This window comes from Streptomyces sp. NPDC002467 (assembly GCF_042889825.1).
GTDB lineage: Bacteria > Actinomycetota > Actinomycetes > Streptomycetales > Streptomycetaceae > Streptomyces.
Genome location: NZ_JBIARJ010000004.1, coordinates 1 through 19,078, shown reverse-complemented (window position 1 = coordinate 19,078; position 19,078 = coordinate 1). Strand labels below are relative to the sequence as shown.

The 19,078-nt window shown below is 73.7% G+C and carries 13 protein-coding genes and 1 tRNA gene; 10 read left to right on the top strand and 4 right to left on the bottom strand.

Going from position 1 to position 19,078, the window contains the following annotated elements; translation table 11 throughout:
* The first annotated feature begins 79 nt into the window (after window positions 1-79).
* Both ACFYYJ_RS09760 and ACFYYJ_RS09755 read left to right on the top strand, forming a co-directional pair.
* The gene (locus ACFYYJ_RS09760; protein WP_389130567.1) at window positions 80-739 is read left to right on the top strand and encodes a TetR/AcrR family transcriptional regulator; all 660 of its coding nucleotides are present in this window, start codon (window positions 80-82) and stop codon (window positions 737-739) included.
* 14 nt (window positions 740-753) lie between these two features.
* Window positions 754-1,695, top strand: coding sequence for a serine/threonine dehydratase (locus ACFYYJ_RS09755; RefSeq protein ID WP_385357680.1), 942 nt, complete (start codon window positions 754-756; stop codon window positions 1,693-1,695).
* On the opposite strand, the gene ACFYYJ_RS09750 is transcribed toward ACFYYJ_RS09755, so the two are convergent.
* A complete protein-coding gene (locus ACFYYJ_RS09750) occupies window positions 1,692-3,497 on the bottom strand; it encodes a hypothetical protein (protein ID WP_389130563.1) in 1,806 nt (601 codons plus the stop codon). The two genes, ACFYYJ_RS09755 and ACFYYJ_RS09750, sit on opposite strands and share 4 nt — an antisense overlap.
* Window positions 3,497-3,572: transfer RNA gene (locus ACFYYJ_RS09745), tRNA-Ser, on the bottom strand. The genes ACFYYJ_RS09750 and ACFYYJ_RS09745 overlap by 1 nt, the downstream gene beginning before the upstream one ends.
* A gap of 123 nt (window positions 3,573-3,695) precedes the next feature.
* Here ACFYYJ_RS09745 and ACFYYJ_RS09740 point away from each other — a divergent pair.
* Window positions 3,696-6,722: an alpha-mannosidase gene (locus ACFYYJ_RS09740; protein ID WP_389130560.1), complete on the top strand. Its 3,027-nt coding sequence runs from the start codon at window positions 3,696-3,698 to the stop codon at window positions 6,720-6,722.
* A gap of 8 nt (window positions 6,723-6,730) precedes the next feature.
* On the opposite strand, the gene ACFYYJ_RS09735 is transcribed toward ACFYYJ_RS09740, so the two are convergent.
* Window positions 6,731-8,167: an alpha/beta fold hydrolase gene (locus tag ACFYYJ_RS09735; RefSeq protein ID WP_385357686.1), complete on the bottom strand. Its 1,437-nt coding sequence runs from the start codon at window positions 8,165-8,167 to the stop codon at window positions 6,731-6,733.
* 208 nt (window positions 8,168-8,375) lie between these two features.
* Between ACFYYJ_RS09735 and ACFYYJ_RS09730 the strand changes: the two genes are divergently transcribed.
* The 3 genes from ACFYYJ_RS09730 to ACFYYJ_RS09720 all read left to right on the top strand — a co-directional run bounded on the left by ACFYYJ_RS09730 (window position 8,376) and on the right by ACFYYJ_RS09720 (window position 12,278).
* Window positions 8,376-10,400 carry an FAD-dependent oxidoreductase gene (locus tag ACFYYJ_RS09730; RefSeq protein WP_389130557.1) on the top strand — a complete coding sequence of 675 codons (2,025 nt, stop codon included), beginning with the start codon at window positions 8,376-8,378 and terminating at the stop codon, window positions 10,398-10,400.
* 56 nt (window positions 10,401-10,456) lie between these two features.
* Window positions 10,457-10,870, top strand: a complete 414-nt coding sequence (locus ACFYYJ_RS09725; protein WP_385121925.1) for a PaaI family thioesterase — start codon at window positions 10,457-10,459, stop codon at window positions 10,868-10,870.
* An 85-nt stretch (window positions 10,871-10,955) separates the two neighbouring features.
* Window positions 10,956-12,278, top strand: a complete 1,323-nt coding sequence (locus ACFYYJ_RS09720; RefSeq protein ID WP_389130554.1) for an MFS transporter — start codon at window positions 10,956-10,958, stop codon at window positions 12,276-12,278.
* On the opposite strand, the gene ACFYYJ_RS09715 is transcribed toward ACFYYJ_RS09720, so the two are convergent.
* Entirely contained in the window at window positions 12,208-13,794 is a 1,587-nt protein-coding gene (locus ACFYYJ_RS09715; RefSeq protein ID WP_389131325.1) for an alpha/beta hydrolase, read from the bottom strand. The two genes, ACFYYJ_RS09720 and ACFYYJ_RS09715, sit on opposite strands and share 71 nt — an antisense overlap.
* Before the next feature lie 268 nt (window positions 13,795-14,062).
* Here ACFYYJ_RS09715 and ACFYYJ_RS09710 point away from each other — a divergent pair, with 268 nt between their 5' ends.
* From ACFYYJ_RS09710 to ACFYYJ_RS09695, 4 genes are all read left to right on the top strand, one after another.
* Window positions 14,063-15,397: a cation:proton antiporter gene (locus ACFYYJ_RS09710; protein ID WP_389130552.1), complete on the top strand. Its 1,335-nt coding sequence runs from the start codon at window positions 14,063-14,065 to the stop codon at window positions 15,395-15,397.
* A gap of 131 nt (window positions 15,398-15,528) precedes the next feature.
* Window positions 15,529-16,110 (top strand): helix-turn-helix transcriptional regulator, encoded by a 582-nt coding sequence (locus ACFYYJ_RS09705; protein WP_385121933.1) that lies wholly within the window; start codon window positions 15,529-15,531, stop codon window positions 16,108-16,110.
* A gap of 145 nt (window positions 16,111-16,255) precedes the next feature.
* Window positions 16,256-17,464 carry an MAB_1171c family putative transporter gene (locus tag ACFYYJ_RS09700; RefSeq protein WP_385357696.1) on the top strand — a complete coding sequence of 403 codons (1,209 nt, stop codon included), beginning with the start codon at window positions 16,256-16,258 and terminating at the stop codon, window positions 17,462-17,464.
* Window positions 17,461-18,894 (top strand): NAD(P)/FAD-dependent oxidoreductase, encoded by a 1,434-nt coding sequence (locus ACFYYJ_RS09695; protein WP_385121937.1) that lies wholly within the window; start codon window positions 17,461-17,463, stop codon window positions 18,892-18,894. The genes ACFYYJ_RS09700 and ACFYYJ_RS09695 overlap by 4 nt, the downstream gene beginning before the upstream one ends.
* Window positions 18,895-19,078 lie beyond the last annotated feature (184 nt).

The window sequence follows — 19,078 nt, the reverse complement described above, 5'->3', positions numbered from 1 at the left end:
TGGTCGCGCGAGCGGGTGTCCCGCCCCCGGAGCGGACCGGGGCGCGGCGGGTGATACGGCGTACGATACGCTGTATCTCATGCCGAGGAGATCAGCCGCCCTGGACCGCGCCACACCCGAGGCGATCGCCGTCGCCGCCCTGCGGATCATCGACGAACAAGGGCCCGGACACCTCAGCTTCCGCGTCCTCGCCGAGCGGCTCGACGTCTCCCACGCCACCGTCCAGCGCCGCTGCACCGACCTCGCCGGGCTCCTCGACCTCTGTACCGAGCACCTGGCCGGGCAGATCCCCGAGGTCCCCGCCGGCACCGACTGGGCCGAGGCCGCCGAGCAGCGCTTCGGCGCCCTCTACCGGCTGCTGGTCGCCCACCCCGGGCTCCTCGTGCTGCGCGGCGGCCGTCCCTGGCTCGGCCGTCGGCTGCTCGCCCGGCTCGTGGAACCGGCCCTCGCCGACAGCGTGGCCGCCGGGATGACCCCCGCCGAGGCGATGACCGTCTACCGCCGCATGTACCTGCTCACCCTCGGCAGCGCCGCCTTCGTGGACCACCGCGACCCGGCGGCCGCCACCGCCGCCTCGCGCGCCGCCCTGGCCGTGCTCGACCCGGCCGAGTTCCCGGTGCTCACGGGCTCGGTGGCCGACGTACTGCCCCCGCTCACCGACCACGAGGTGTACTACGGCGCCCTGCGCCAGCTGATCGAAGCCGCCCGGCCCGCCCGGCCCGGGCAGCCCAACGTCTGATGGGGAGACCGACCATGGAACCGACGCAGCAGCTCGACTACGCCGCCGTGCGCGCCGCCGCGGACCGCATCGCCGACGCGATCCGGCCCGTCGCCGTGGCCCCCGCCGCCGACGGCGTGCGGTACGCGCTGGAATACCTCCAGCACACCGGCTCCTTCAAGGCCCGCGGCGCCCGCAACTTCCTCGCCGCGCACGCCGCGGCCGGCACCCTCCCGGCCGCGGGCGTCACCATCGCCTCCGGCGGCAACGCGGGCCTCGCCTGCGCCTGGGCGGCCCGCGCCCAGGGCGTGCGGGCGACCGTGTTCCTGCCGGGCAACGCCCCGCGCGTGAAGGTGGACCGGTTGCGCGGATACGGCGCCGACGTGCGGCTCGTCGGCGACCGGTACGCCCAAGCCCTCGCCGCCTGTGAGGAGTTCGCCGCCGACAGCGGGGCGCTGAGCAGCCACGCCTACGACCACCCGCTGATCGCGGCCGGCGCGGGCACCCTGCTCGACGAGATCCGGGCCGCCGTGCCCGGGCTGGACACCGTGGTCGTCGCGGTCGGCGGCGGCGGGCTCTTCGCCGGGGTGGCCACCGCCGCCCGCGAGCACGGCGTACGGGTGCTCGCGGCCGAGCCGGAGAACTGCCGGGCCCTGAACGCGGCACTGGAGGCGGGCCGCCCCGTCGACGTGGCCGTGGACTCGGTCGCGGCGGACTCCCTCGGCGCGACCCGGGTCTCCGCCGCCGCGCTGGAGGCCGCGCAAGGGGGCGACGTACGGTCGGTCCTCGTCCCCGACACCGCCATCACCGCGGCTCGGCGCGCCCTGTGGGAGGAGCACCGGATCGTGGTCGAGCCGGGCGCGGCCACCGCGCTGGCGGCCCTGCGCGCCGAAGCCGAGCCGCCCGGCAAGCAGGTCGCCGTCATCCTCTGCGGAGCCAACACGGACCCAGGGGACCTGGTGTCCGGCGTCTCCTAGGCCACGAGCCGGAGCTGGGCCAAGGGCAGGGCGAGCAGGGCCGCCGTGCGGGCGGGGAGCCGGGAGGCCTCCGCGTCGATCCAGGCCAGTACGAGGGTCTGCTCGGCACGGTCGCACAGCGAGAGGTGGAACAGCAGGTGCCGCCAGGCGCGGGCGGCCCGCTTGGCGGTGGCGGCGGGGGCGCGCGCCTCGGTGAAGGCCGCCTTGGCCAGCGCCGCCCAGCCGGGCTCCGGGCTGACGCCCGCTTCGCGGACCAGCGTGGCGAGGTTGAACGTGGTGAGGATGCGGGCCTGTTCGATGACGGCCGGGTCCCGGGTCAGGGCCGGGCGCGCCCGCCAGTGGGCCGGTTGGGGCACGAGCACGGGACGCCCGGCGCGGTCGGCGCACAGGCGGGTGAAGCCCTCCCGGTCGTCCGCCTCGGCCATGTCCCGGACCGCGGCGAAGTCGATGCCGTAATAGCGCTCGTACACGGTGCCGCGCAGCAGTTCTGCGGCGTGCCGCGCCGCGTCGAGCACGAGGCGGGAGGCCGCCCCGCTGAAGTCGTCCGCGAAGGGCTCCAGGAGGAGTTCCGTGGGCAGCTCCGCCCGGCCCGCGATCCGGGACAGCGCGCACAGGAGGAGGACCGGCAGTCCGGTTCCGGGGAAGGCCGCCAGCGAGGTCTCGGCCAGCCGGGTCAGGGTCGCGCGGGCCCGCGCGGCCCGCTCGTGCCGGTGCCACGGGTCGACCGCGCGGATCCAGGGCAGTTCGGACACCACCACGTGGTACTCGGGGATCCAGTAGCCCGTGTACCGGGGCCGGGAGGACCGGTGGGCGGCCGCGATCAGCGTGCGCAGCGAGGCGTCGGCGTAGCCCTGGGCTTCGTACGTCGCGATCACCTGGGACGCCAGCTCGGCCAGCACCTCGGCGGAGGGGATGGCGCCGCGTTCCAGCAGGACCTCCACGGGCGCGTCGAGGACGCTCGCGGCGATCTCGCGTACCGAGGACGGGACGGCGGTCCCGGCCGGAAGGCCGCCGTCCCGGGACTCCTCGGTGGTCACGGGGCCGACGAGCGCCTCGACCGCTTCCTGCGGCAGTCCCCGGTCCACCGGGTGGACGGAGAGCCGGCGCAGCACCAGTGCGGCCAACTCGTGGTGCGCGGGCCGCTCCCGGTACGGCTGCCGTTCCTTCTCCCGCTTGGCGGACATCGAGTCGAGGGCGTGCCGCAGCAGGCCCGCCGCCCGGGGCGAGGGCGCGCGCCCGGCAACGGCCCCTTCCAGGGCTTCGCGCAGGACCGCGGCGTTCGACTTGGGGTCCAGGTGCCTGGTGCAGTGGGTGTGCGCGGCGGCGAGGGACCGGTACCGCTCCAGCAGTACGACACCGTCGGCGGTCCACTCCGGGCCGTGGGCGTCCGCGCGCCGCCAGTGGGCGAGCAGTTCGTCCTCGTACGGCCGCCACACCGTCAGAGCCTCGCGCTGAGCCTCGACGGCGGCGTCGGGCCCCCGGCGCGCCAGCAGGGCGGCGGCCTCGCCGACGGTACGGCGGTGCACGAGTTCCGGTCCGGGGGAGGGGAGGCGAGCGGGCCGCGGGGCGAACCGCACCTCGTGCGCGTGGGGCCGCAACTCCTCGACGAGTCCGGCCGCCGCGTCGGCCTCCCCGGCACGCAGGAGCCAGGCCACGACGAGCAGCGCGGCCTCCTCGGGCGCGCGCATCTCGTACCGTCCGCTGTCCAGCAACGAGCGCAGCCGGGCGAGGCCTTCGTCCGTGAGGCAGTGGGCGAAGACCTCGGCGGGGGGTAGGTCCACGAGGGGATCGACGGTGTCCATGGTCGGCGTGGCAGGTTCCGCCCCTGCGCCCTCCGACTGAGCAAGTCGGTGCTCTGGCTGCTGAGCTACACGCCGTTACCGGGGCAACCTAGACGTTCGAACGCCACTCGCACAACAGGGATCCCGGCGAGGCCCGCCCGCCGGTGCCGCGAACGTGTTCGAGGTATCGGATCGGACCCGGGCGGGAACCGACTTCCCATGCACGATGACCGCGGCATCACCGAACACCGTCTCCGCAGGGTCCTGGGCGAGCGCATCGAACCCGCCGTCCGCTCCCACCGCGTCCCGCTGACCGTCGAGCGGTGGGACGCCCCCGGCGAACCCGTCCCCGTGGCCGAGGGCCTGGCGGCGGTCTACGGGCCCTGCGCCCCCGGTGACCCGTGGGGACCGGCCTGGGGCACCACCTGGTTCAAGGTCACCGGTACCGTCCCCGCCGAGTGGGCCGGCCGCACGGTGGAGGCCGTCCTCGACCTCGGCTTCGACCGGATGATGCCCGGCTTCCAGTGCGAGGGCCTCGTCCACCGGGCCGACGGCAGCGAGGTCAAGGCGCTGAACCCGTACGGCGACTGGGTGCGCGTGGCCGACCGGGCGGTGGGCGGCGAACGGGTCGAGTGGTACGTGGAGGCCGCCTCCAACCCGGTCCTGGTCGACCAGTCGGCCACCTTCGAGGGCGACCGGCTGACCTGCGACGACCGGCCCCTCTACCGGCTCGCGCGGATGGACCTCACCGTCTTCGAGACCGACGTCTGGGAACTGGTCCAGGACCTCGAAGTGCTCTACGACCTGATGACGCAGCTCGACACCAAGGACGCCCGGCGGTACGGGATCCTGCGGGCCATCGGCGCCGCGCTCGACGAGGTGGACCTCGCGGACGTGCCCGGCACGGCGGCCGCCGCGCGCGAACGTCTCGCCGGAGTGCTGGCCGCCCCCGCCGAAGCCTCCGCGCACCGGATCGCCGCGGTCGGCCACGCCCACATCGACTCGGCGTGGCTGTGGCCGCTGCGCGAGACGGTCCGCAAGGTCGCCCGGACCGCCTCCAACGTGGTCGCTCTGATGGACGAACACCCCGGGTTCGTCTTCGCCATGTCGCAGGCGCAGCAACTCGACTGGCTCAAGTCCCACCGGCCGGGGCTCTTCGAACGGGTCAAGAAGAAGATCGCGGAGGGCCGCTTCGTGCCCGTCGGCGGCATGTGGGTGGAGTCCGACACCAACATGGTCGGCGGTGAGGCCATGGTCCGTCAGTTCCTCTACGGCAAGAGGTTCTTCCTGGAGGAGTTCGGCATCGAGACGCGCACCGTCTGGCTGCCCGACTCCTTCGGCTACTCCGCCGCGCTCCCGCAGATCGTCGGGCTCTCCGGGTCGAAGTGGTTCCTGACGCAGAAGATCTCCTGGTCGCAGGTGAACCGGTTCCCCCACCACACCTTCTGGTGGGAGGGCATCGACGGCACCCGCGTCTTCACGCACTTCCCGCCCGTGGACACCTACAACTGCGACCTCGGCCCCGCGCAGATGGCGCACGCCGCGCGCAACTACCGCGAGAAGGGCCGTGGTTCACGCTCGCTGGCGCCCTTCGGGTGGGGCGACGGCGGTGGCGGACCCACCCGTGAGCACCTCGCCCGAGCCGAGCGGCAGCGGAACCTCGAAGGCTCACCGAGGGTGGAGATCGAGCGGCCCGACTCCTTCTTCGAGAAGGCCCGCGCCGAGTACGAGGACGCGCCCGTCTGGGCCGGCGAGCTCTACCTGGAGCTCCACCGCGGCACCTACACCTCCCAGGCCACGACCAAACAGGGCAACCGGCGCAGCGAATCCCTCCTGCGCGAGGCCGAGTTGTGGTCGGCGACGGCCGCGACACGCGTCCCGGGCTTCGCCTACCCGTACGAGGACCTGGAGCGGATCTGGAAGACGGTCCTGCTGCACCAGTTCCACGACATCCTGCCGGGCTCCTCCATCGCCTGGGTGCACCGAGAGGCGCGTGAGACGTACGAGCGGGTACGGGAGGAACTCCGGGCCATCACCCTCGCTTCCCAGCAGGCGCTGGCCGGGCGGGGCACGGAGGAACTGGTCTTCAACTGCGCCCCGCACACCCGGCGCGGCATCCCGGCCGGCGGCGCGGGCCGCCCGACCGGGGACGGGTGGCCACCGGTCACCGTGGGCGAACGGCCCGGCGGCGGGTACGTCCTCGGGAACGGGCGGCTGACCGTGGAGATCGACGGCCGGGGCCTGATCGTCTCGGCGTACGACCTCGCGTCGGACCGGGAGTCGATCGCCCCCGGCGCCGCCGCCAACCTGCTCCAGATCCACCCCGACTTCCCGAACATGTGGGACGCGTGGGACATCGACGAGTTCTACCGCAACAAGGTCACCGACCTCGTGGGCGTGGACTCCCTGGAGCTCGACGACGCGGGCCCCGCCTCCGCGACCGTCACCGCGACCCGCTCCTTCGGCTCCTCCTCGGTGGTGCAGACGGTCACCCTCCAGGCGGGCGCGCGGACGGTGGACGTCGTCACGGACGTGGACTGGCACGAGACGGAGAAGTTCCTGAAGGCCGCCTTCCCCCTGGACGTGAAGGCCGAACGCACTTCCTCCGAGACCCAGTTCGGCCACGTCCACCGGGCCACGCACACCAACACCTCCTGGGAGGCCGCCAAGTTCGAGATCTGCGCCCACCGCTGGATCCACGCGGAGGAGCCCGGCTGGGGCGTGGCCCTGCTCAACGACTCCACCTACGGCCACGACGTCACCCGCGACGTACGGGCCGACGGAGGCCAGACCACCACGATCCGCCTCTCCCTCCTGCGCGCCCCGCGCTACCCGGACCCGGAGACCGACCAGGGCCGGCACACGCTGCGGTTCTCCCTCGCACCCGCCGCCGGCATCGGCGACGCGGTCCGCGAGGGCCACGCGCTGAACCTGCCCGAACGGGTGGTCCGCGGGTCGGGCGTCGTGCCCCCGCTGCTCTCCGTCGACGACGACGCGGTCGTCGTCGAGTCGGTCAAACTGGCCGAGGACCGCGGCGGCGACGTCATCGTCCGCCTCTACGAATCCCTGGGCGGCCGGGCCCGGGCCACCCTGACGGCGGACTTCCCGATCACGGCGGCGGTCGAGAGCGACCTGCTGGAACGGCCCCTGGACGGCACGGCCGTGGGGGACGCGGCTCCGGACGGCACGGTCGCCCTCACCCTGCGCCCGTTCCAGATCGTCACGGTCCGCCTGCGCCGCGCCTGATCCACCGGTCAGGCACCGGACGCGGTCGCCGCGCTCCAGGCCTCGGGGCTGCGGTAGTGGTTGCGGTGCCCCGCGGCGAGCACCCGGCGCAGCGGGGCCAGGTGCTCGGTGTCGGCGGGCAGCCTCAGCCGGTCCAACAGGCCCAGTGCGGGCTCCGGTTCGAGGTTCCCGTAGAGGTCGTGGTAGCTCGCCCGCAGGGCACGGAAGACGGCCGGGTGCAGCTCGGGCACCCGGGCCGCAGCCTCGTAGGTGGCCGCCTTGGCCGTCCACGGCACCGGGCCGGAACACTCCAGGACCCGGCGGGCCCGGCGCAGCAGCGGCTCGGGGGCGCCGGGCAGCAGCCGGTCGCGGTCGTTGCCGAGGACCTCGGCGAAGGCCTCCTCGGAGGTGGGCCAGACCTCGAACCAGTCGTACCAGAGGGAGTCGGTGATCGCGGGGTACTCCCGGACGGCTTCGAGCCTGCGCCGGTAGCCGCCCCAGAGCAGCTCCCCGGGCAGCGGTCCCTCGGGCCCCAGATGGGCCGAGTGGATCTGCCCGGTCACCAGGAAGTGACCGCCGAGCAGGTCCGTCAGCCCGAGCGCCACCCGCAACCTGCCCGCCACGTCGAGCTGTTCGTCGGTGAAGGCCATCGAACCGAGATCGTTGCACAGGTCCTCCCCGGTCAGGTTCCGGGCGGGCGGCTCCGCGTCGAACCAGGCATCGGGCCCGGTCTGGGTGATTCCGTCCTCGGCGAGCCAACGCCGGGCGATCTCGTCGTCCGGTACGTCGGCCAGGAAGGCGGTGACCGCCGCGGTGAACTCCTCGGGTGCGGCGGCGTGCACCAGGTGGCCGACCGGGATCGTGGTGAGCCGGGCGTCCGGGATCCGGCGGGCGAGCTCGGCGATGCCCTCGTGCGGGACGTGACTGTCGGGGCCGCCCGCCACCACCAGGGTCGGGGCCGTGATCCGGGACAGGCCCTCCGTCCAGGACGGGTCGGGGCGGTCGAGCTGCGGCCGTACCGCGAGCACCACCGCCCAGTCGAAGTCGAGTTCGCCCTCGGGCCGCACCGGGGCCACCGGCTCGCGGGGGAGCGGCGCCGGTGCGTCCTCCAGCACCAGCCGGACCACCCGCCACGGGCTGTGCTGGGCGACCAGGTACGCGACCACACCGCCCATCGAGTGGCCGACCAGGTCCACCCGGTCCAGGCCGACGGCGTCCAGGAAGCCGAGCACGTCGTCGCGCATCGGCTCCAGAGCGTACGGGCCGCTCCACTCGCTGCGGCCGTGGCCGCGCAGGTCCAGGGCGTACACCCGGCGGTCCCGCGCGAGCGCGTCGCGCACGAGGGCCCAGTCGTCCGCGGTCTCGCCCAGCGCCGCCAGCAGGAGCAGCGGGTCGCCGCCGGCCGGGCCGGCCACCTGGTACGCCAGCCGGACGCCGTTCACGGTGAGGGTGTGGTGCTCCGTCATCCGGCCGACAGTACGCGCCGCCGTCACACCACCGCGGGCCGCCGTCGGATGGGCAGCGATGCGGGAGGCGTGAACTCCGCCACAGCGGGGCCCCGGCTTCCCGGGGAATCCGGGGGAGGCCGGCCCCACCGGTTTTGCACTTAGTTGCAAAACGGGGCGCCCCTCGCTAGAACAGGTTCATCACCCCCGCGCGAGGAGGCGCCCCCTCATGAGTTCCCAGAGCCGGTACCCGCACCTGCTGAGCCCCCTGGACCTCGGCTTCACCACCCTGCCGAACCGCGTGATCATGGGGTCCATGCACACCGGCCTCGAAGAGCACGAGGGCGGCTTCGAGCGCCTCGCTGCCTTCTACGCCGAGCGCGCCCGAGGCGGCGCCGGGCTCATCGTCACCGGTGGCATCGCGCCCAACGACGCGGGCCGGCCCTTCGAGGGCGGCTCCCGCCTCACCACCGAGGACGAGGCGGCCGAGCACCGGGTGATCACCGACGCCGTGCACGCCGAGGGCGGCCGGATCGCCATGCAGATCCTGCACTTCGGGCGCTACGCCTACCACAAGGACCTGGTCGCGCCGAGCGCGATCCAGGCCCCCATCAGCCCCTTCGTCCCGAACGAGCTCACCGACGTCGAGGTCGAGCGCACGGTGGAGGACTTCGTCCGCGCCGCCCGCCTCGCCAAGCTCGCCGGGTACGACGGCGTCGAGATCATGGGCTCCGAGGGCTACCTGATCAACGAGTTCATCGCGGCCGCGACCAACAAGCGGACCGACCGCTGGGGCGGCGCCTACGAGAACCGCATGCGCTTCCCGCTGGAGATCGTCCGCCGCACCCGCGCGGCCGTCGGCGAGGACTTCATCCTGATCTACCGCCTCTCCATGCTCGACCTGATCCCCGGCGGCTCCACCCTCGAAGAGGTCGTGCGGCTCGCCAAGGAGATCGAGGCGGCCGGCGCCACCATCATCAACACCGGCATCGGCTGGCACGAGGCCCGCATCCCCACCATCGCCACCTCCGTCCCGCGCGGCGCCTACACCTGGGTCACCAAGCGGCTGATGGGCGCGGTGTCCGTCCCCCTCGTCACCAGCAACCGCATCAACACCCCCGAGATCGCCGAGGAACTCCTCGCCGACGGGCGCGCCGACCTGGTGTCGCTGGCCCGGCCCTTCCTCGCCGACGCCGACTTCGTGGCCAAGGCCGCCGCCGGCCGCTCCGAGACCATCAACACCTGCATCGGCTGCAACCAGGCCTGTCTCGACCACACCTTCAGCGGCAAGATCACCAGCTGCCTGGTCAACCCGCGGGCCTGCCACGAGACCGAACTCGTGCTCTCCCCGACGAAGCTGAAGAAGCGCGTCGCCGTCGTCGGCGCCGGCCCGGCCGGTCTGGCCTGCGCCGTCTCGGCCGCCGGCCGCGGCCACGCCGTCACGCTCTTCGAGGCCTCCGGCCACATCGGCGGCCAGCTCGACATCGCCCGACGCGTCCCCGGCAAGGAGGAGTTCGAGGAGACCATCCGCTACTTCGGCACCCAGCTCGCCGAGAGCGGCGTCGAGGTCCGGCTGAACACCCGCGCCGACGTCGAGACCCTCCAGGGCTACGACGAGGTCGTCGTCGCCACCGGAGTCACCCCCCGCACCCCGCAGATCGAGGGCGTGGACCACCCCAAGGTCGTCAGCTACCTCGACGTGCTCCGCGACGGCGCCCCCGTCGGCGAGCACGTGGCCGTCGTCGGCGCCGGCGGCATCGGCTTCGACGTCGCCGAGTACCTCACCGACAGCGGCGAGGGCGCCTCCCAGGACCCCGACGTGTACTTCCGCCACTGGGGCGTGGACACCTCGTACGCCGGACCCGGCGGGCTCGCCAAGGCCGAGCGTCCCGCGCCGCCGCGCAAGGTCCACCTGCTCCAGCGCAAGACCACCAAGGTCGGCGCCGGCCTCGGCACCACCACCGGGTGGATCCACCGCGCCGAGATGAAGCACCGCGGGGTCGTCTCCGTCGCCGGAGCCACGTACGACCGCATCGACGACGAGGGCCTGCACATCACCGTCGGCGAGGAGCAGCACCTCGTACCCGCCGACACGGTGGTCCTGTGCACCGGACAGGAGCCGCGCCGCGACCTGTACGAGGCGCTGCGCGCGGCCGGCGTCGAGGCGCACCTGATCGGCGGCGCCGACGTGGCCGCCGAGCTCGACGCCAAGCGGGCCATCCGCCAGGGCACGGAGCTGGCCGCCACGCTTTGACCCGTGACGGCCGAAAGGGGATTGTGGCGGCCCGGCGGGGCCGCCACAATCGCCCGGTGACGTTCTCCCCCGCTGACGCAGACAAGATCCTCACCGACAACTTCGCCCCCTGGGTGCTCGCCCTCGGGCTCACCGTCCAGGAGACGGGCGAGCGGCACGCCGTACTGCGGCTGCCCTGGTCCGACGAACTGGCCCGGGACGGCGGCGGCCTCTCCGGGCAGGCCATGATGGCCGCCGCCGACACCGCCACCGTCATCGCGATCTCCGCGGCGCGCGGCGCGTACGGGCCGATGACCACCGTCCAGCAGTCGACCAGCTTCCAACGCCCGGTGGTCGGCGCCGACGTGATCGTCCGGGTACGGGTCACCAAGCTCGGCAAGCGGATGGCCTTCGCCGACATCACCCTGACCCCCGAGGGCTCCGACGAGCCGGCCGCCACGGCGTCCACCGTCTACGCGCTGCTCGGGTAGGGCGCTCCTTCCTCCCGCCCGGGGCGGTTCCCGGCGCCGGACAAAAGCAGGTGACAGTCCGGGAACCGGCCACTACCGTCCCGGTGTGCGGGGAAACAGGAACTTCAACGTCTTCTGGCTGGGCCAGGCGCTCTCCGTCCTCGGCGGCTCCATCTCGATGATCGCGCTGCCGCTGCTCGTCCTCGACGCCACCGGGTCCCTCGTCCAGATGGGCCTCGTCACCGTCGTCGCGGGCGCCACCGGCATCGGGACGGGGCTGTTCGCCGGGTACGTGGTGGACCGAGTGGACCGCCGCCGGCTCATGATCGTCTGCGATCTGACGCGTGCGGTGCTGCTCGGCGCGTTGCCGCTCGTCTGGCTGGCGGGGCCCCGGATCTGGGTGCTGTACGTACTGACCGCGGTGGTCGGCGTACTGAAGACGCTCTTCGACGTGGCGTACGTGACGGCGGTGCCCCAACTGGTGCGCCCCGAGGACCTCACCACCGCCAACGGGCGGCTGTTCAGCACCTTCGCCCTCGGGAGCCTGCTCGGGCCGGCCGCGGCCGGGTTCATCGCCGCCGGGGTCGGTCCCGACTGGGCGCTCGCCGTCGACGGGGCCACCTTCCTCGTCTCCGCCGTCAGCCTGGGCTGGGTGACCTTCCACCGGCAGGCCGAGCAGGCCGAGCGGGCCGAGCCGTCCGGGAAGCGGCCGGCGGCCGGCGGGGAGGTGCTCCGGGAGATGTTCGTCGTGGGCTTCCGCTTCCTGTGGAGCCATCCGCTGCTGCGCCCGCTGACCATCCAGCTGACCCTGCTGACCTTCGTCACCATGGGCGCCACCGACCTCCTGATCTTCCACGTCAAGGAGGACCTCGGCCGGGACGCCGTCACCCTCGGCTACGTCATCGCCGCCGGCGGGGTGGGGTCCGCGATCGCGGCCCTCGCCGCCGGGCGGCTGCGCCGGGTCTTCGGCATCGGCGTCTGCTGGCCCGCCTCGCTCGCCCTCGTCGGGGTGTCGGTGGCGGGCATCGGCCTCAGCCGGAGCGTGCCCGTGATCGCCGCGCTGTCCGCGGCGTTCATGTTCGGGATCACCCTCGGCGGGGTCTGCACCATGACCCTGCGTCAGGAGGTCACCCCGGACCACCTGCTGGGACGGGTCACCTCCGCCTTCTGGACGGTGCACAACGCCTCCGGCCCCATCGGCGCGGCCGTGCTCACGGCGCTGGCCGCCCGCCACGGCGTCCCCGCGATCAGCCTGGCCGGCGGCGCGCTGTGCCTGCTGATCCTCGGCGGCGCACTGCTGACCCCGCTGCGCGGCGGCCGGGCCGATGCGCAGCGGGGTCCGTACGGGGCGGGCCCGGTCAGAAGCGGTCGGGTCCTGCGGGGAAGGGCAGCGGAGCCGACGGAACCGGGGAACCGGGCCGGGCTTTAGCGGTCGGCGGCTGCGGGGCGGGGTTCCGGCAGGTCACGTCCCGGTCTGGCAGCCGGCCCGTGGCCAGGTACGCGTTCACGTGCGCGTTGGCGCAGGAGTTCGGGTCCGCCAGGTACACGCCGTGGCCCTCGCCGCCCTCCACCAGCACCATCCGCGAGCCGTTCAGCGCCCGGTGCAGGCCCTGCCCGCTGGCCAGCGGGGTCTGCGAGTCCCACTCGTTCTGCACGGTCAGCACGTTCGCCCGCGTCCGCATCGGGGTCGCGGCCTCGACGGGCCGGTTCCAGAAGGCGCACGGCTTGATGTTGGACGCGAAGTCCCCGTACAGCGGGTACTTCACCTTGTCCCTCGCCGCGTCCCGCTCGTACTGCTCCGGGTAGCGCGGCCAGGTGCCCGTGTCCCCGCACACCACGGACCAGAACACCGAGACGCCGTTGTCCGAGGCCGGTTCGGCGGCGCCGCGCCCGCCCGTGAGCAGCTGCTTCACCTCCGGTGCCGACACGCCCGCGGGGAGCGGCCGACCCTCGGCCGCCGCCTTGAGGGCCGCGACCATCGGGGTGGCCTGGGCCGGGTAGAAGAACACCGCCCGCGCGGCCCGGATGACGTCGCCCGTGACCTTGACGCCCTCGAACTCGATCGGCTCCCGGTCGGCGCGCGCCACCAGCCCCCAGAGGGTGGCGGACACCGCCTCCGGGCTGTCGCCGAGCCCGTACTCGGCCGAACGCTCGGCCGCCCACTTCGTCCACCGGGCGAAGGCGGGCTCGGCCTCCGTCGCCCAGACCTGGAGCATGCCCCGCCATACGCGCTGCGGGTCCACCCCGCTGTCGAGCACGAAACGGTCGGTGCGCTGCGGGAACATCTGCGAGTACACGGCGCCGAGGTAGGTCCCGTACGAGTAGCCCACGTACGAGAGCTTGCGCTCGCCCAGCGCCGCACGGATCACGTCCATGTCGCGGGCCGTGTTGCGGGTGGTGATGTACGGCAGCACGTCACCGGCCTTGTCGCGGCACTTGTCGGCGACCGTCCGCGCCCACGCGACGTCGGAGGAGAAGCTCTCCGGGTGGTAGGGGCGGTTGATGGCCACCTCGTCGTCGGTCAGTCCGCAGGAGACGGGATCGCTCGCGCCGACCCCGCGCGGATCGAAGCCGATGAGGTCGTACCGGTCGCGTACGTCCTTGGGCATCTCCGCGTCCATCATCAGCGGCAGGTCCAGCCCGGAACCGCCCGGGCCACCCGGGTTGATCAGCAGTACGCCGTGCCGTTTGGCGGGGTTCTCGCTCTTGACCCGGGATATCGCGAGGTCGATGGTGCGCCCCTGGGGGCGCCGGTGGTCGAGCGGGACCTTGAGCGTGGCGCACTCGTACGAGGCCGGCTGCTCGGGGCTGCAACGGTGCCATGCGGGCTTCTGCTGCCCGAACTCCTGCGCGGGGGCGGCCGCCCAGGCACCGGTCGCGGAGAGCAGGGGCACGGTGGTGGCGAGGAGGGCGGTGGTGGCGAGCAGTGGTGCGAGGCGTTTCATGCGCACGTGGCCGTTCCTTCCCTTCGGTACGGAGGGTGAAGTCATGAGCCCCACCACCTTGTTGCACTCGCGGGGCGGGCGAATCATCCCGGAGGGCGGGACTTCGTGCTCCTCACGAACGAGCCGAAATCAGGACAACTGGCCGACACGCGGAGGACGGCGACCGCACACAGTCGCGGCCCGTGCGGGCCGGTCCGGAATTTCGCGGACCGGCCCGGGTATCGAAGAGCCGTCGCGCACCGCCCCGACGGACCGCCGAGGAGACCCCGTGGACGCGCTCCGGCCGACCGCGCTCGCACCCGCCCTCGCGGCACCCCTTGCCACACCCCTCGCCGCGCCCCTCGCGTTCGCCCTCGTCCTCGCGGTGACCGCGCTGTGCGCGCTGATCGGCCGGCGCGTGGCCCGAGGCACCGGGCAGCCCGGGATCGTCGGCGAGATCACCTGCTGCCTCCTGCTCGGCGCGGCCCTCTCCGCCTGGGCGGGCTGGGGCGGCCCCGGCGCTCCGGGCCGGGAACCGCTCGCGCGACTGGGCCACTTCGGACTGGCCCTCTTCCTCGTCGGCGCCGCCCACGAGATCCGCTCGGGCGTGGCCCGGCTGCCGGGCAGGGCCGTGGTGTGGCTGTCGGTCGGATCGGTGCTGCCGCCCATGGCCGCCGGAGCGCTGCTCGCCCAGTGGGTGCTGAGCACCGGAGACCCGCGGCTGCGCGGAACCGCGCCCACCCCGGCCCTGGTGCTGATGCTCGCGATCTCCCTCGCCGTCACCGCGGTGCCGGTGCTCGCCGGGATCCTCGCCGACCGGAAGATGCGGCACACCACGACCGGGCGGCTCGCGCTGGCCTCCGCGGTCTCCATCGACGCCGTCACCTGGGTCCTGCTGACCCTGGCGGTCGGCCTGACCACGGGCCGGGGCGGCTTCCTGACGGCACTCGCGGTGCTCGCCGTCGGGGTCCCGGCGGCCGCCGTGCTGCGCCGGACCGTCGGGGGCGCCGTGCTCCGCGCCCCGGCCGCGCGTCACCGGCGCCTGCTGATCCCGGCCGTGGCCGCGGCGGCCTGGGCGGCGGCGGCCGCCACCCAACGGTTCGGACTCACCGACGTGTTCGGAGCGGTCCTCGTCGGACTGGCCCTGCCCGCGGACGGTGAGCGCGGCCCCTGGACCGCCGCCGCCGGAGCCCTCGGCGGGGCCGGGCGCCGACTGCTGCCCGTGCTGTTCGTCGTCACCGGCACCACCCTGGCCGCCGGCCCCGAGGCGGTGCTCTCCTGGCGGGCCCTGCTCTACGCGACCGTGCTCGCCGTCTCCGCGAAACTGGTCGGCAGCTACCTCGGCGCCCGGCTGGGCGGGCTCACCCACACCACCGGGCTGCGGCTCGCCGCCCTGATGAACACCCGGGGCCTGACCGAGATCGTCGTACTCCAGGCCGGATACGCCGCGGGGATCCTCACGCCCGCCCTCTACCTGGCCCTCGTGGTCATGGCCCTGGTCACCACCGCACTGTGCGGGCCGCTGCTGTGGGCCGTCGACCGCAGGGCCGCGACCCCCGCCGACCGGGCCGACCGCGCCCCGGCGCTCCCGAACCACCGGGCGAGGCGGACGAGTCGAGGGTAAACGATCGTTTCAACTGTGGAATCGATCGTCATTCTGATCTAAGGTTTCGCAGGTCCGGGCGGTGTGTCCGGTCCGAGTGCTGTCCTCGAACCGTCTTACGGGGACCGCGGTCACCATCGCCAGGAGGATCCGTGACCGACGAGGGTGCCCCGCACCTGAAGAGCCTGGGGCTCCTCGAAGAGCTGATCGAGAAGGCCGACCTCGACCGCGCCACGGTCCTCGACCCGACCCCGCTGTCGCTGAGCACCGGCCTGCCCGAGAGCGTCGTACGCGCCGGCCTGGGACGCCAGACCCTGTACGAGACCGACTTCCAACAGCAGGTGGCGCAACGGCTCGACTTCCTCCGGGAGACCCGCCGCCGCCCGGACGGCCTCCAGTACTCCCAGGCGGAGATCGCCGACGGCGCGGGCGTGACGCCCCAGTGGGTCGGCGAGCTCCTCAAGGGCCGCAAGGTGCCGAGCCTGGAACTGGCCTCCCGCATAGAGGACTTCTTCAAGGTCCCGCGCGGCTTCCTCACCGCGACGCCGTCCCAGGCGCTCAACCGCGCGCTGGAGGAGCGGCTGGCGAGCGAGCAGGCCCGTCAACTGGAGGACCTGCGGGAGCTCAAGGAGAAGTTCCAGCTCCGGTCGATCGCCTTCCGGGGCGCCCCCGAAACGCTGGCCAAGATGCGGGACCTGCTGGATTTCATCATGAGCGACGAGCAGCAGAAGTGAACGGGAGCGAGGGGGTGGGGACCATGAGGAGCCGGCGAAGCCGCGGGCGGCAGCTGCCGCCCAGTGAGGAAGTCATGCGCATGAACAGCCTTCTGCCCGGACGGCCGGGCACCGGCGCCACCGCCGGAACGCGCGGAGCGGCGGCATGAACGATCCCAATGGCGCGGCCTTCTACATCCCCGGGGCGCTGCTGCTGCTCGCGGGCTTCCTGAAGCTGCCCCCGCTGTGGCGCAATCCCAAGGACGAACTGCTGCGTTCCGTGTGCGTGCTGCTCTTCGCGGCCGCCGGGGTCTTCGCCACGGCCGCGGTCCCGTCCATCGCCGCCATCAACCGGTTCACCGGGATACCGAACGCGGCCGCACCGGTCGTGTACACGATCCTGACCGGATTCTCCGGAGCCAACCTGGTCCTCATCATCCGCTGGAGCAGCGGGCCCGAGGACGCGGAACGGGCCGCCCGCTGGTCCCGCCGCTGCAACTGGGCCACCATCGCGGTCATCGCCGCGATCAACGGGCTCTTCGTCCTGGGCGACGCTCCGCAAGAGCGGCTGGTCGACCTCGACACGTACTACGCGAACACGCCCTACATCCGCGAGATGATCGTCCTGTACCTGGTGGCGCACACCACCGCCGCCGTCACGATGACCGTGCTGTGCGCCCGCTGGGCGCGCGTGGTGCACGGCCCGCTGCGGGCCGGCCTGATCTTCATCGTCGTCGGCTACATCCTCAATCTGGTGTACGACGGGCTGAAGTTCACCGCGCTCGGCGCCCGCTGGACCGGCCACGACCTGGACCGGCTGAGCTGGCCGATCGCCCCGCCGATCGCCGCCGTCTCGGCCCTGCTGATCGGCGTCGGCTTCGTCCTGCCCCTGCTGTCCCAACGCCTCATGGACTACGCCGGGATGTGGCGCCGCTACCACCAGCTGCAGCCCGCCTGGCGCGAGCTGCGGGCCGCGACCCGGCACAGCATCAACCTGGCCGGCGGAATCTCGACGCCCATCGAAGTACGGGTGACGCAGATCGAATCCGACATCTACGACGGGATCCTCAGCGTCCACCCCTTCCTCAGCCCCGAGGTACGGGAACTGTCGCTCGCCGAGGCGCTGAAGACGGCCCCCTCCGACGAGGAGGCGGCCGTGATCGCGGACGCCGCCGTGTTGGCCCACGCCGTGGTCATGTGGAGCAGGCACGCGGCCGGACAGTCCGAAGCGCCCGCCGAGCGCGCCGGCGACGGACCGCTGCTCGCCTCCGCCAACAGCGCCCTCGGGCTCGTGCGCCTGTCCCGGGCCCTGTCGAGGTCCGCCATCGTCCGAGCCACCCGTGAAGCAGCCGTACTAGAGAGCAGTGCACGATGACCCAGAACCCTTCCGGCAGACTCCGAGCCGTCGTCCTCGGCGGCGGACTGGCGGGCACCCTCGCCGCCGCGGCCCTGGCGCCGCACGTGGCGGAGGTCCTCGTCGTCGAACGGGACACCGTGCTTCCCGAGACCGCGTCCCCCCGGCCGAGGCTGCCGCAGGCCGCCCACGCCCACATGCTGTGGTCGGGCGGGGCCGACGCCATCGAGGAACTGCTCCCCGGCACCACCGCCACCTGGCTGGAGGCCGGCGCCCACCGGATCCCGATCCCGAACGGGATGGTCTCGTACTCCCCGGCGGGCTGGTTCCGGCGCTGGACCGAGACGCACTACCTGATCGGCGCCAGCCGCGACCTCGTCGACTGGGGGGTGCGCAACGGACTGCGGGCCGCCCACCCGAACGTACGGATCCGCACCGGCGTGCGCATCGCCGGGCTGGTCGGCGACGGGTCGGCGGTGACGGGCGTCCGGGTCCTCGACGAGGCCCGGGAGGAGGAGGTCGTCGACGCGGACCTCGTGGTCGATGCGACGGGCCGTGACTCCAAGGCCCCGGAGTGGCTGGCCGCGATCGGCGGACCCGCGATCGAGGAGACCGTCGTGGACGCCGGCGTGCGCTACGCCAGCCGCCGCTACCGGGCGCCGGAGGGCGCCGGGTCCGACTGGCCGGTCATCAACATCCAGGCGGACCCGAGGCTGGGCACGCCCGGCCAGGTGGTCTCCGTCATCCCCATCGAGGACGGCCAGTGGCACGTCAGCCTCTCCGGCACCCGCGGTGGGGAGCCGAGCGGTGACGAGCAGCTCTTCGAGGAGTTCGCCCGAGGCGTGCGCCACCCGCTGGCCGCCGACTTCCTGGCCCGTGCCGAGCCGATCGGCGAGGTGGCCGTCTACGGTCGGACGGCCAACCGGCAGCGGCTGTACGAGAAGGCCGCGATGCCCTCGGGGTTCGTCGTCCTCGGCGACGCGGCGACCAGCCTGAACCCGGTCTACGGGCACGGCATGTCCGCGGCGGCGCTCGGCGCGCTGGCCCTGCGCGACACCGCGGTGAAGACCCCGGTCGACGCGCCGAAGTTCGCCCGGCAGGCCCAGAAGGCCATCGCCGGGCCGGCCTCCGCGGCCTGGCTCCTGGCCGTGGGCCAGGACCGCTTCTACCCGGAGGCGGTGGGCAAGGCGCCGACCCTGGGCGACCGGCTCGCGGCCCGGTACGTCCAGCGCCTGAACCGCACCGCGATCGGCAACTTCCTCGTGGTCCGGGCGCTGACGGAAGTGATGGCGATGAAGAAGCCCGCCGCGGTCCTCGGCAGCCCCGACGTCCTCCTCGCGGCGGTCCGCGGACTGCGCCGGCCCCTGCTCGACGGGCCCCAGTTGACGGAGCGGGAGCGGAGCGTCCTGGACCGGGAGCCGCTGCGGGCCGGGGCGGACGGGACCGTCTAGCGGAGCACTGTCCGGCTCCGGATCCGGCTTTGGATGGTGCTCCGGTTCCGGCTCCGGATCGCGGGGGGGGGGGGGGGGGCCCCGCCCCCCCCCCCCCCCCCCCCCCCCCGGCCCGGCGGGGGGGGGGGGGTGGGGGGGGCGGGGGGGGGGGGGGCCCCCCGGCGGGGGGGCCCCGGTGTGACGG